Source organism: Coriobacteriia bacterium, from assembly GCA_030652115.1.
Classification (GTDB): domain Bacteria; phylum Actinomycetota; class Coriobacteriia; order Anaerosomatales; family Anaerosomataceae; genus UBA6100.
In genome coordinates this window covers 151,195-163,672 of record JAUSBK010000007.1, presented here as the reverse complement: position 1 = coordinate 163,672, position 12,478 = coordinate 151,195, and the positions used below count along the sequence as shown (strand labels likewise).

At 65.9% G+C, this 12,478-nt stretch carries 13 protein-coding genes; 3 read left to right on the top strand and 10 right to left on the bottom strand.

From position 1 onward, the window contains the following. Nucleotides 1–6: 6 nt before the first annotated feature. The 7 genes from Q7W51_04840 to Q7W51_04810 all read right to left on the bottom strand — a co-directional run bounded on the left by Q7W51_04840 (nt 7) and on the right by Q7W51_04810 (nt 6,306). The gene (locus tag Q7W51_04840) at nt 7–1,197 is read right to left on the bottom strand and encodes a phosphoglycerate kinase (protein MDO8847696.1); all 1,191 of its coding nucleotides are present in this window, start codon (nt 1,195–1,197) and stop codon (nt 7–9) included. Between the two features lie 87 nt (nt 1,198–1,284). Next, nucleotides 1,285–2,286, bottom strand: a complete 1,002-nt coding sequence (gene gap / locus Q7W51_04835) for a type I glyceraldehyde-3-phosphate dehydrogenase (GenBank protein ID MDO8847695.1) — start codon at nt 2,284–2,286, stop codon at nt 1,285–1,287. 115 nt (nt 2,287–2,401) lie between these two features. Beyond that, a complete protein-coding gene (gene whiA, locus Q7W51_04830) occupies nt 2,402–3,328 on the bottom strand; it encodes a DNA-binding protein WhiA (protein ID MDO8847694.1) in 927 nt (308 codons plus the stop codon). Then, complete coding sequence (locus Q7W51_04825; GenBank protein MDO8847693.1) at nt 3,328–4,251, bottom strand: YvcK family protein; 924 nt, start codon at nt 4,249–4,251, stop codon at nt 3,328–3,330. Before Q7W51_04825 ends, whiA begins: the two co-directional genes overlap by 1 nt. Further along, complete coding sequence (gene rapZ, locus Q7W51_04820; protein ID MDO8847692.1) at nt 4,248–5,162, bottom strand: RNase adapter RapZ; 915 nt, start codon at nt 5,160–5,162, stop codon at nt 4,248–4,250. Before rapZ ends, Q7W51_04825 begins: the two co-directional genes overlap by 4 nt. 10 nt (nt 5,163–5,172) lie before the next feature. Next, nucleotides 5,173–5,526, bottom strand: a complete 354-nt coding sequence (locus tag Q7W51_04815) for a phage holin family protein (GenBank protein MDO8847691.1) — start codon at nt 5,524–5,526, stop codon at nt 5,173–5,175. Between the two features lie 84 nt (nt 5,527–5,610). Further along, nucleotides 5,611–6,306, bottom strand: coding sequence for a type 1 glutamine amidotransferase (locus Q7W51_04810; GenBank protein ID MDO8847690.1), 696 nt, complete (start codon nt 6,304–6,306; stop codon nt 5,611–5,613). A gap of 293 nt (nt 6,307–6,599) precedes the next feature. On the opposite strand from Q7W51_04810, the gene Q7W51_04805 reads away from it, so the two are divergent. Beyond that, a complete protein-coding gene (locus tag Q7W51_04805; protein ID MDO8847689.1) occupies nt 6,600–7,745 on the top strand; it encodes a permease in 1,146 nt (381 codons plus the stop codon). Nucleotides 7,746–7,813: 68 nt separating this feature from the next. Here the strand turns inward: Q7W51_04805 and Q7W51_04800 are convergent, their stop codons facing one another. From Q7W51_04800 to Q7W51_04790, 3 genes are all read right to left on the bottom strand, one after another. Continuing rightward, a complete protein-coding gene (locus tag Q7W51_04800; GenBank protein MDO8847688.1) occupies nt 7,814–9,679 on the bottom strand; it encodes an ABC transporter ATP-binding protein in 1,866 nt (621 codons plus the stop codon). 135 nt (nt 9,680–9,814) lie between these two features. Further along, nucleotides 9,815–10,570, bottom strand: coding sequence for a DUF6463 family protein (locus Q7W51_04795; protein ID MDO8847687.1), 756 nt, complete (start codon nt 10,568–10,570; stop codon nt 9,815–9,817). Between the two features lie 96 nt (nt 10,571–10,666). Next, nucleotides 10,667–11,101, bottom strand: a complete 435-nt coding sequence (locus Q7W51_04790) for a hypothetical protein (GenBank protein MDO8847686.1) — start codon at nt 11,099–11,101, stop codon at nt 10,667–10,669. Nucleotides 11,102–11,137: 36 nt separating this feature from the next. Between Q7W51_04790 and Q7W51_04785 the strand changes: the two genes are divergently transcribed. Together Q7W51_04785 and Q7W51_04780 are read left to right on the top strand one after the other, a co-directional pair. Next, entirely contained in the window at nt 11,138–11,269 is a 132-nt protein-coding gene (locus Q7W51_04785; GenBank protein MDO8847685.1) for a hypothetical protein, read from the top strand. A gap of 190 nt (nt 11,270–11,459) precedes the next feature. Further along, nucleotides 11,460–12,464: a glycosyltransferase gene (locus Q7W51_04780; protein MDO8847684.1), complete on the top strand. Its 1,005-nt coding sequence runs from the start codon at nt 11,460–11,462 to the stop codon at nt 12,462–12,464. The last annotated feature ends 14 nt before the right edge of the window (nt 12,465–12,478 follow it).

Genomic DNA, 12,478 nt, shown 5'->3' with positions numbered 1-12,478 from the left:
GGACTCCTACTCCTTGTCCATGAGCGCGTCGACGCCCGGAAGCGCCGCACCCTCGAGCAGCTTCATCGACGCACCGCCTCCGGTCGAGACGAACGTCACGCGATCCTCGAGGCCGAACTTCTTGAGCGCGGCCACCGAGTCGCCGCCGCCGATCACCGACACGGCGCGGCCGTTGCGCCCGACTGCGACGGCGACCTCCTTCGTGCCGGTCTCAAAAGGCGTCATCTCGAAGACGCCCATGGGCCCGTTCCAGAAGATCGTCTTGGCGGACGCAACATCGCCCTTGTAGAGCTCGATCGTGCTCGGGCCGATGTCGAGACCCATCATGCCGACGGGAATCTCCTCCCGGCCGACGATCCGGGTCTCGGCGTCCTCGGTCATCTCCGCGGCGATCACGAAGTCGGTGGGCAAAACGAGCTCCACGTTGGTGGTGCGCGCCTTCTCGAGCATCTGCTTGGCCGGCTCGACCCAGTCGGCCTCGACGATCGAGTTGCCCACCTCGAGGCCCTTGGCCACCAGGAAGGTGAACGCCATGCCGCCACCGATGAGCACCGTATCGCAGACCTCGATGAGCTTGTCGATCACGCCGAACTTGTCGCTCACCTTGCTCCCACCGAGGATGGCCACGAACGGGCGGTCCGGCTCGGTGAGGATGCGGGTGAGCGTCTCCACCTCACGGGCGAGCAACATGCCCGCGTATGCCGGCAGGTACGCCGCCACGCCCGCGGTCGACGCGTGTGCCCGGTGAGCAGCGCCGAAGGCGTCGTTCACGAAGATCTCGCCCAGTGCCGCGAGCTTGCGCGCGAACTCCGGGTCGTTGGCCTTCTCGCCCGGATCGAACCGCACGTTCTCGAGCATGAGGATCTCGCCGTCGATCATGCGACCTACGGTCTCCTCGGCCTCCGGTCCGACGATGTCGGGAGAGAACGCCACATTGCGGCCGATGAGCCGCTGCAGCGCCCGGCGGACGGGCTTGAGCGAGAACTGCGGGTCCGGCTCGCCCTTGGGCCTGCCGAGGTGCGAGACGAGCACAACGCGCGCGCCGTGGTCGATGAGGTAGCGGATCGTGGGCAGCGCCGCGCGGATGCGCATGTCGTCGGTGACGGCATCACCGGCGAGCGGCACGTTGAAGTCGACGCGCACGAGCACACGCTTTCCACGCACATCGACGTCCTTCACGGTCTTCTTTGAGAACATGCGACCTCCCGGCTCGTGCTCAGAACGGGACCTTTCAACAAGCGAGGCGCCCTCGATTTCAAGGACGCCTCGCCCGGCAGCTGCCTCTCAGCCGACGATCTTGATGAGATCGCGGACGCGGTTCGAGTAGCCCCACTCGTTGTCGTACCACGACACGCACTTCACGAAGGTGCCCGACCCACCCATGACCATGGTCTGCAACGAGTCGAAGACCGAGGATGCGGGGTTACCCACAACGTCGATCGACACGATCGGGTCGGTGCAATACTCCAGGATGCCCTTCATCGGGCCGTCAGCGGCCGCCTTCATGGCGGAGTTGATGTCGTCACGCGTGACCGAGGTGTTGAGCTCACAGACCAGGTCGACCACGGAGCCGTCCGGCGTGGGAACGCGCATCGACATGCCGTCGAGCAGGCCCTTCATATCGGGCATGACCAGGCCGATCGCCTTCGCCGCGCCTGTGGACGTGGGGATGATCGACATCGCTGCCGCCCGGGCGCGACGCAGGTCCTTGTGCGGCGAGTCCAGGATGATCTGGTCGTTGGTGTAGCTGTGGATCGTGTTCATGAACCCGTACTTGATGCCGAAGCTGTCACGAAGAACCTTCGCGAACGGCGCCAGGCAGTTGGTGGTGCATGACGCGTTGGAGATGATGTTGTGCTTCTCCGCGTCGTAATCGGCATCGTTCACACCGATGACGACGGTGAAATCCTCGTTCTTGGCCGGCGACGAGATGATGACCTTCTTGGCGCCCGCGTCACGGTGCGCCTGCGCCTTGGTGGCGTCGGTGAATCGGCCTGTGGACTCCACGACCACGTCAACGCCGAGCTTGCCCCAGGGCAGGGCCGCCGGGTCCTTCTCGGCGTACACCTTGACCTCGCGACCGTCGACCGTGAACGAACCATCGCCCGCTTTGACCTCGTACGGGAAGATCTTGTGGACGGAGTCGTATTTCAGCAGATGGGCGAGCGTCGCCGCATCGGTCAGGTCATTGACTGCCACGATCTCGATAGCCGGATCGCCTGCACACGCACGAAAGACCAGGCGGCCAATGCGCCCGAAACCGTTGATGCCTACGCGGATCGTCACGTGGAACCCTCCTCTGTCGATGGACACCACCCCGTGGGGCCCGAAGACCCACCAGTGCATACTAGCCGAACAACCATGAAACGGGCACGACGGACGTCGGTGCCCGACACAGTACCTACCCGTCTTCCGCCAGTTCCTCCAGCCGTCTGATGCGATGGTAGACGGCCGATTTGGAGAGCGGCGGGTCAGCGAGCTCCCCGAGCTCGCGCAGACTCACCTCAGGGTTCTCGAGCCGCAGGAACGCTATCTCGCGCAGTGCCGGCGGGAGCGCATCGAGGCCCCGGGCGCGCTCGAGCGACCGCACCGCAGCGACCTGCTCGGCGGCCGCGTTGGCGGTCTTCTGCAGGTTCGCGGTCTCGGCGTTCACCAGACGGTTCACGTCGTTGCGCATCTCTTTGATGATGCGCACGTCTTCCGTGCGGAGCAGGGCGCGGTGCGCGCCCACGAGCGCGAGGAAGGTGACGATCGGCTCGGCACCCTTGAGGTACACGGCGTAGGAGCCGCGCCGGCTCGTCACGCGCGCGTTGATGCCGAAGCGGGTCATGAGCTTCACGAGATCGGCTGCGATCTCCTCGGACTCGGCAGTGAGCTCGAAATGGAAGTCGCCGTGCGGATCGGCGACGAATCCGCCACCGAGGAACATGCCGCGCAGGTAGGCGATCGCACAGCAGTCCTTCTTCACGAGCCAGCCCGGGACGGTGTAAAGCGGCGAGTGGTCCTCGTCCAGGATGCCGAGCTCGGTGAGCGCCACGGTGAGACCCTGCTGATCCACGACCGTGATCAGGTAGTTGTTCGACTTGTGCAGCACGGAGCGTCGCACGGTGAGTTCGGTCGTGAGGTCGAACACCGAGCGCAGCAGCTTGATGACCTTGCGAGCTACCGGCGCGGTCTCGGTGGCGATCTCGAGACGCATGCGGCCGCCGCCGGTGTAATGGAGCGTTCCCTCAACGCGTACGAGCGCCGAGAGCTCGGCATGCGCGCAGCACGGCTTGGTGTTCTCCACGCGGGCGAGTTCCTCTTTCACCTCGGCAGTGAAGGACATCACCACACCTCCGCAAGCGCAGCGAACAGACGGTCGGGGTCGTGGCGCATGGGGTCCGCATGGTCGGAGAGGTCCGCAGCACATGCGCGCATGCCGAGCGCCTCGATGCGGGCGAGCACGTCCGGCCCGCCCGTCACGTGCAGCCCGTCCTCGTGCGAGACCGCCGAGTCTACGAGCACGACGTCGATCAGGCCGGTCAGGCCGTGGCGCAGGAGGGCCTCTACGTGGTCGGCCGCGTCCATCCCGCTCGTCTCGCCGCGCAGGTTCCCGACGTTGCAGACGTAGACGACGGTGGCATCGCTTTCGGCGACCGCCCCGGCGATGCCGTCCACGAGGAAGTTCGGGATCACGCTCGTGAACAGGCTGCCCGGCCCGACGACGATCACATCGGCGGTACGAAGCGCCTCGAGCGCCGGGGGATAGGCCGGCACGGACGGCCGATCGAGACACACGGTGGTGACCGGTCCATCGCTTTCGGCGAGCTTCGCCTGGCCCTTCACGAGACGACCGGCTGCGTCGCGGCCGGAGAGCGCCACGTCGGCGATCGTTGAGGGAAGCACGCGACCCCGCACGCCGAGCAGCCGGCCTGCCTCCTCGACCGCCTCGGCAAACCCGCCCTCCAGATCCGCGAGCGCCGCGATGATGAGGTTGCCGAGCGCGTGGCCGGCGAGCCCCTCCCCCTCGGCGAAGCGGTACTGGAAGACGCGGGCGAGCTCGCTTTCCGGATCGGCGAGCGCCACGAGGCAGTTGCGGATATCTCCCGGTGGGAGCATGCCGAGCTCGCGACGGAGCTGTCCGGAGCTTCCGCCGTCGTCGGCCACGGTCACGACCGCGGTCACGTCGAACTCCCCGCGCAGCAGGCAGCCGAGGACGAGGGGAAGCCCCGTGCCTCCACCGATGGCGACCGCCGAGCGCCGCCTCATGAGCGCGACCGGTCTTTGGTGATGTCGCGATGGCTCACGGAGACCGGATAGCCGAGCGAGCGGACGAAGTCAGCGGTGCGCTCAGCGAGGACCACGCTACGATGCTGTCCGCCCGTGCAGCCCAGCGCGATGTTGAGCTGCGTCTTGCCTTCGGCTACGAAGTTGGGCAGCAGGAGATCGAGCATCGCGAACCACCGGTCGAGGAACACAGTGGTCTCGGACTTGTCGAGCACGAAGGCGCGAACCGGGCGATCGAGGCCGGTCTTGGTGCGCAGACGGTCGATGTAGAACGGGTTGGGAAGGAAGCGCACGTCCATCACGATGTCGGCATCGATCGGCAGACCGTACTTGAAGCCGAACGACGAGACCGTGACGGTGAGCTGCGCTTCGGCGCCATCGGAGATGAACTTCTCGCGGATCAGCGTGCGGAGCTCCTGGGGGCGGAGCGTGCTTGTGTCGATGATGAGGTCGGCGCGCTCGCGAACAGCCTCGACGAGTTTGCGCTCCGCCGCTATGCCGTCAGCGACGGCCCCCATCTCGGCGAGCGGATGGCGACGGCGCGTCTCCTTGAAGCGATGCACGAGCGTGCGGTCATCAGCGGTGAGGAACAGGATGCGGAACGGATGACCGACCAGTTCGAGGTCGTCGAGCTCGGCGGCAAGCTCCCGGAAGAAGTCGCCGCCGCGGACGTCGCACACCACGGCGATGCGGCGCACTCGGCTACCGGGGAGGGCGGTGAGCGACACGAGTTGCCCGATCAGTGCAGGCGGCAGGTTGTCGATGCAGAAGTAGCCGAGGTCCTCAAAGGTATGGATCGCCTCGCTCCTGCCGGCCCCGGACATGCCCGTGATGAGGACGAGATCGCCCTCGGCGGTCCCGCACGGTTCGTCGATGCCGGTGTCCTCGCTCATACCGGGCCTCTTAGTCCTCCTTGGAGAGCAGCGCGCCGGCGACCGAGCTTACGATCGCGATGACGATTGCGGCGAGGACCGTCTGTATGAAGCCGGTCGTGTGGACACCGTCCACGACCCACGCGACGAGATAGAGCATGCCGGCGTTGATCACGAGCGAGAACAGGCCGAGGGTGAGGAACGTGACCGGGAGCGAGAAGAAGCTCACGATCGGCTTCACGATCGCGTTGACGAGCGCGAGCACGATAGCCGCGATGACCGCAGCCGGCCAGAACGAGTCCACCTTCAGCAGCCAGCCGTCCGACAGATACGCAACGCCGAAGATCGCGGCCGCCGAAACGGCCATACGAAGAAGGAACTTCATGGCGCTCCCCTTCCCGCAGTGACTGCATCACCGTGCGCGTTCCAGTATACCAGCGGCGCCGACATGCGACCGTCGGCGTGGCGCCTACCTGCGCTCGCGCGTGAGAAAGGCCAGTACCTCGCTCATCAGCGCGTTGCTGACCGCGTAGCCCACGCAAGGGGCCTCCAGGATCTCGTCCTCGGTCTGCACGTGTGGCGCCGGCCGAAGGTGCTCGGCGAACAGGTACGTCATGCCCGCAACGGCCACCGGCGTGACCTCGAGGTGGCACTGCAGGGCGATCACCCGGTCGCCGTACTGGAACGCCTGATTCGCGCAGGCATCGCTGCTCGCAAGCAGCACAGCGCCTTCGGGCAGCTCGAACGTGTCTCCGTGCCAGTGGAATACCGTCAGCTCGGCAGGGAATGAGAACACGTCGTCGGACGCCGGCGCGACGGATCGCACGGGGAACCACCCGATCTCCAACTCGGGATTCGGGTGGACGGCGGCGCCGAGCGCGCGGGCCACGAGTTGCGCGCCGAGGCACACACCGAGGACCGGCGTGCCGGCTTCGATCACATCGCGGATGAACGCCACCTCGGCGGCGAGCCATGGCACGGTGGCGTCGTCGTTCGCCCCCATCGGCCCGCCCATGACCACGAGCAGGTCCACGGCCGACGGTTCGGGCAGTGACTCGCCCTCATACTGGCGCGTGATGGTGAGTTCGTGGCCCCCTGCGGCAAGCCACTCGGCGATGTACGCAGGTCCCTCGACCGCGATGTGTTGAAGGCAGTGCGTGCGCATGAACGCTCCCTCCCGTGATGACCGCCCCTCGCGGACACTGCTACCATAGCCGAGTTGCCGCTCGGGCTTAAGACCGGGATGGAGCCGAAGTGGTGCGCCGCCACCGAAGGGAATGACGCGCGCGTACGTCTGCGACTTGGCGGGAGCGGCGCGTCGGGGTACGGTGCTCGACAGCTACACATTCGTGCTCGGGTTGGCCGACCTACCGTCGAGCGCACTCGCGGCGGGGGGGACGATCGCTCGATCGGCAGTAGTGATACGGGGCAGTGCGCCAGGGGAGATCCGGGGGGATCATGCAGGAGTTCATCGACGCGGTTGAGAGCACATATACGTACATCGGTAGTGTGCTGTCGGTCATCTACGGCGCGACGCTGATCGTCTGGTTCCTGCGGAAGCGCAGTGCAGCGGTCGAGCAGTGGTGGCAGGCGATGCGCCCGCGGCTGGGGCTCCCGATGTCGGACCGAGCGAAGAAGATCATCGTGTGGGTCGTGTCGATCTTCTCGGTGGCGCTCTACATCTACTGCACGGTCTGCACGAAGGTCGACACCGAGGTCAAGGGCGAGCACGCGCCGGTGTTCTGGGACATCCTCGTGTCGTTCAGCATCAAGGTGCTCCCCTTCTTCGTGTTCGGCTGCGTGTTGTCCGCGATCATCGCGAGGCTGCTCCACAAGCGCGCGAAGCTGATGCCCACCAGCATGTTCGGTGCGGGCATCTTCGCCTCGATCATGCCGATCTGCAGCTGCGCGGCGGTCCCCTTCTCGTACAGCCTGCTTGCCACCAAACGGGTCCCGCTGCGAGCGGTGGTCTGCTTCATGGTCATCGTGCCGGTACTGAACCCGTTCGTGATCTCGTTCGGCTACGGCGTGCTCGGCTGGGAGTACACGATGTGGCGCATCGTTTCCGTTTGGCTGCTCGCCTACATCGCCGGATACGTGGTCGAGCGGTTCGCCGGCGAGGTCGACCAGGCGGCTCCGGAGGCCGGCGTTCTGTCGTGCAAGGGATGTAGCGGCGGCATGAGCCTCGACGGCTCGAGACCCATCTGGGAGTCGGCGTTCAGGCTGCTGAGCTACCTCACGCCGTACATCCTGATCGGCACGATTCTGGGCACGGTGATCACGGTGTACCTACCGCCGCGGATCGTTGGCGACTACCTGTCGAGCAGCTTCCTCGGACTTGTGCTGGCCTCCGGCATCGGGCTGCCGCTGTTCCTTTGCTCGGGTGAAGACGTGCTGATGCTCGAGCCGCTCATGAAGATGGGCCTGCCGATGGGGCATGCGATCGCGCTGACGCTCGCAGGCAATGGGATCTGCATCTCATCGATCGCGCTGCTCTTCCCGCTCTTCGGAAGACGAGCGACCTGGATCATCACGGGACTCTTCTTCTTCGGCAGCATCGCGATCGGCCTGGCGATCAACGCGATCAGTCCGCTGCTCTCGTAGGTGAAGGGTGCCTATCGTCCAATGCCTTGCCGAGGCGACGGCCTATCGGTGCTCCTCGGTCGGGCGAATCAACGCGGCTGATCGAGTGCCTCGCTTGTACTTGAGCGGAACTGCGTCCGGTACAGCTCGGCGTAGAGTCCCCCCGCTTCGAGCAGCTCCTCGTGTCGCCCATGCTCCATGATCATCCCGTTGCTGATCACCAGTATCTGATCGGCGTCCCGGATCGTGGACAGCCGATGTGCGATCACGATCGACGTACGTCCGGCCAGGGCCGTCTTGAGCGCACGCTGTACCGCGACCTCGGACTCAGAATCCAGATGCGCGGTCGCCTCGTCGAGCACCACCACATCCGGCGCTTTGAGCAGGAGCCGTGCGATCGCGATCCGCTGCTTCTCGCCACCGGAGAGACGGTAGCCACGATCGCCGACCATCGTGTCCAGGCCCTCCGGCAGAGACTCGACCAACGGCAGGATCTGCGCGCCGGCGAGTGCATCGCGCAGCTCATCGTCGGTCGCGCCCGGGTTGGCGTAGAGCAGGTTGGCACGGATCGTATCGTGGAACATGTGGGGGTCTTGCGTGACCATGCTCACCACGTTGCGGAGCGATTCGGTCGTGGCGTCACGCACGTCGATCCCGTGAATGCGCACCGCGCCGTGTCGCACGTCGTACAGACGCGGGATGAGGTTGCTCATCGTGGTCTTGCCCGAGCCCGACGGGCCCACAAGCGCCACGAGCTGGCCCGGCTCGGCCACGAAGCTGATGTCACGAAGCACCACGTGTGCGCTCGGCGCTTCGGGTACCGAGACCGACTCGAGCGACGCGAGCGAAACCTCGCTCGCCGTCGGGTACGAGAACGACACGTCGTCGAACTCCACGCGCGCCGGTCCGCGCGGGATCGCGACTGCTCCAGCACGCTCGGGAACGAGCGGTTCGACATCCAGCACCTCGAAGACGCGCTCGAACGACACGAGCGCGGTCATCACGTCCACGTGAACGTTCGATAGCGCGGTGAGCGGCGCGTACAAACGGCCGAGGTAGGCGGTGAGCGCCACCACGGTACCGACGTCGAGCAACCCCCTCACGGCGAGCACCCCGCCCCAACCGTAGACGAGTGCCGTGGCCAGAGCCGCGGTGAGCGTGAGCGAGACGAAGAAGATGCGACCGTACAGCCCTCGCGTGATCGCGATATCGCGCACGCGTCCGGCCTTGGCCGCGAAGGTGCTGTCCTCCTCGGCAGCGCGGCCGAAGAGCGTCACGAGAAGCGCGCCGGCCACGTTGAAGCGCTCGACCATCGTGGTGTTCATCTGCGCCGCGAGGTCGTAACCCTCTCGTGTAATGGCCTGGATGCGGCGCCCGAGCCATCGGGCCGGCAGCGCGAATAGCGGTAGCAACACGAGCGCGAGTAGCGTCAGGCGCCAGGACAGCGCGAACATAGCGATGAGCACAAACGCCACCCGGATTATGTTGCCGATGACGCTCGAGAGCACGTTGGTGAGCGCGTTCTCGGCACCGACGACGTCGTTGTCGAGACGGCTCACCAGTGCGCCGGTCTGCGTGCGGACGAAGAACGCAAGCCCCATGCGCTGGACATGCGCGTAGACCTGCGTGCGCAGGTCGTAGATGAGGCCCTGCCCGACCGCCATGGCGGCCCACCGCTGGACAAGCAGGACTCCGGCGTTGATCACCGACAGCCCGGCCACGAGCGCGGCCATCAGTATCACCCGCTGCGCATCACCACCGAGGATGCCGCGGTTGATGATGTCGCGATAGATGAGCGGGTCGATCGCCACGATCGCAGCGTCGATCGTCACGAACGCCAGGAAGACGGCGAGCCGCCATCGATACGGCCGCACGTAACGCATGATGCGGCGCGCGGTGCCCGGCGCGACCTTGCGGTCCCTCACCGAGGGATCGTTCTTGAGCGACTGCAGCATGCTGCGGCCTACGGTGCCTGGCGTGTCGGCCAACGGGCCTCCGTGTGACCTCCGGTGTGGATGAACTGCCGACTCCAGTGTAGCCCAGGCGCTTCCCCCCGCCCTGCCGTGGTGTGCCCTGTCCGTGAACGTACGCTATCCGACGCGATGCCCCGCTTCTGAGAGTACGACCAACGCGGTGTCGAGCGCAGACTCACGCACGAGGACATAGTCAGTTTCGTAGGTGGAAAGCGCGAAGATCGGGATTCCCGTCTCGGCCAGCGGCCGCGCGAGCGAGAGCAGGAGTCCGGTGAGGTCGAAGTCGAGTGGCCCGCGAACGGCGATCGCCCGCCACCCGCATTCGGCCTGAACGCCATCCGGCACGGCCGAGGCATCACACACGACAGACGTCTCCTCGGCAGTTCGCGTAATAGACGTCAGCGCGCCAGCCGACAGCCATCCAGGCATCGGGGCATCCGCCGGGAGGCGGACTACGGCAAGCGAGTCCGGGAGAACATCAAGGTCGAGCCCAGCGGCCGTTGCTACTGGACGCACAAGCGACCGCCGCTGCAAGAAAATGCCAGCGACGGGAACCAACAGGAGCCAGAAGCCCGACTGCGGCATCATCGCCGCTCCCACCACAGCGAAAGCCGCAAACCCCCAGCCCACGTACGCCGGAATGCGCGTGCCGGACCGCTCCGTCTGGTCCAGTAGTCCGCCGAAGAGTATCAGAAGGAACCCGCAGAAGAAGAACCAGAACGCCGCATTCCTGGCATCGGGCTGACCCTCGCCCACTGTGTTGAAGAACCCTGACTCGATGATCCCCGGCAGCACGAATCCGAAGATCATGCCGCCGACAATCGTGTGGAGCACGCCGATCACCGCGACGCTTCGGCCGACCCATCGTTTCAACGACCCTCACCCCCAGGTGACGACCAGTCGATCCAGCGCATGCCGCCGATCGCCCCGCCACATCCCGCGGCGGTCCGGTGGCCTCAGCGGCTCCAGCTACTTGATCTTGCCCGCACCCGCGAGCGTGGTGACGATAGTGGAGTAGAACGCGGCCAGAACGAGCCCCATCGGCGCTGGCAGCAGGCTCGGGAACACGGCCTGGAAGAAGCCCTGGTCGATGGCGAACATCCAGATCGCGAACGCCCCGAGGCTGGTGAGAATCACCGCGACGCTCGCCTTCGCCGCAAACCGCACGACGAACAGGATGACGAGCGCCAGCACGAACAGGATCCCGAGCGTGGTCACGCTCGGCTTCTCGAAAGCGCCCGCTGCCAGGAGGTAGAACCCGCTCGCCTCGCCCGGGATGTGCTTGAGCAGATTCAGCGCACTCTCCTCGAGCGGCTTGCGCCCGGTTTCGCCACCAGCCTCGCCCTCACCCTCGCGAAGACCGGCCTTACCCGTTCTCACCGCATGGAACTGCATGGCCCTCAACCCCTCCCCCTGGAACTGACCTGCAACTGCAACATCATGCGCCGAGTGTGTGAGCGTGTCACGCTTCGTCGACTGCTCGCCGGAGCTTCGGCGATGTCGATCTTCTTCATCTCGGGCATGGCGTTCATGGCCGAGTGGCTGCACGAGGAAGTCAGCGTCGTACCGTGAGAATGTGGGTCGCGTGAGTCGGCCGAGGATCGGACACGCCCTCAGTGGCGGTGCAGTGCGTGGAGCTGCGCACCTGGGATTCCTCTCCGTGTTCGAGGAAGCTGGCCCGTTCGACGCGTCACGCCAGCCCGGGCTATCGTTGTGTGCGAGAAACGTGACGAGAAGTCGGCAGTCCTTTGAAAGGGGCGCCATGAAGGCTGGCCTGACCGTGGTCATCCCTACCCTCAACGAGGCGCAGCGACTGCCTCGGCTGTTGGACATGCTTGCGGCCCAGACACGGCCGGCCGAGGCCATCGTCGTGGCCGACGCGCAGTCGACCGATTCCACACGCGCGATCGCCGAGAGCCGCGGAGCGATCGTGGTGGAGGGCGGTAGGCCTGCGGCCGGACGGAACGCGGGCGCCGCCGTAGCGACTACCGAGCTCATCCTCTTCCTCGACGCCGACGACGAACCGGACAGCGGGTTCATCGAACGGGCCGCGAGCGAGTTCCTCGAACGCGAGCTCGGCTGCGCCGCCGGACAGATCGAGCCGGTGGAGCGCAACCCGGCGAACATCTTCGCGTGTGACGCTGCGAACCTCTACCTGCTGCTCATGCAGCACATCGCGCCGCACGCCCCGGGCTTCTGCATCCTTGTACGGCGTGACGTGCATGAGGCGATCGGGGGATTCGACGAGGCGATCGTGCTGGCAGAGGATCACGAGTACGCGCAGCGAGCCGCGAAGGTGGCCAAGTTCCGTGTGCTCCGCACCGCCGCCATTCGAACCTCGATGCGTCGCATCGAGAAGGAAGGGCTGCCGTTGTTGGCCATCAAGTACCTCTACTGCGAGATGTACGCCGTCACCGGCCGACCGATCTACGACGCTCCATTCGAGTACGAGTTCGCGGCGTTCGACGAAGAAGCGAAGGGGCCGCGGCTCCTTGCTCTTCCGTCGCTGAAAGAGCAGCTCGAAAAGCTCGCCGAGCCCGTCGCCGAAGTGTCTGCGGATGTGCGAGAGCGGCTGCGAGCACTCGCCACGGATATCCCCATCGACACGTTCGACACGTTGCTGCACGACCTCGCGCCCGACGAGCTCCGGCAGCTGGAGCTCTACGTCGCCCGGCGTGTCGACGTCGCGCGCAGGATGCCGCCCATCGTGCTGTGGCGCATCAGGCGCAAGGGCGAGACTGCCTGGAGGCGTCTCACAGGACGATGAGGGTGTGTACCGTC

Coding starts and splice junctions, on each gene's coding strand:
- Q7W51_04840 (MDO8847696.1), bottom strand. CDS start 1,197: ATGTTCTCAAAGAAGACCGTGAAGGACGTCGATGTGCGTGGAAAGCGT.
- whiA (MDO8847694.1), bottom strand. CDS start 3,328: ATGTCCTTCACTGCCGAGGTGAAAGAGGAACTCGCCCGCGTGGAGAAC.
- Q7W51_04825 (MDO8847693.1), bottom strand. CDS start 4,251: ATGAGGCGGCGCTCGGCGGTCGCCATCGGTGGAGGCACGGGGCTTCCC.
- rapZ (MDO8847692.1), bottom strand. CDS start 5,162: ATGAGCGAGGACACCGGCATCGACGAACCGTGCGGGACCGCCGAGGGC.
- Q7W51_04815 (MDO8847691.1), bottom strand. CDS start 5,526: ATGAAGTTCCTTCTTCGTATGGCCGTTTCGGCGGCCGCGATCTTCGGC.
- Q7W51_04810 (MDO8847690.1), bottom strand. CDS start 6,306: ATGCGCACGCACTGCCTTCAACACATCGCGGTCGAGGGACCTGCGTAC.
- Q7W51_04805 (MDO8847689.1), top strand. CDS start 6,600: ATGCAGGAGTTCATCGACGCGGTTGAGAGCACATATACGTACATCGGT.
- Q7W51_04800 (MDO8847688.1), bottom strand. CDS start 9,679: ATGCTGCAGTCGCTCAAGAACGATCCCTCGGTGAGGGACCGCAAGGTC.
- Q7W51_04785 (MDO8847685.1), top strand. CDS start 11,138: ATGCGCCGAGTGTGTGAGCGTGTCACGCTTCGTCGACTGCTCGCCGGA.
- Q7W51_04780 (MDO8847684.1), top strand. CDS start 11,460: ATGAAGGCTGGCCTGACCGTGGTCATCCCTACCCTCAACGAGGCGCAG.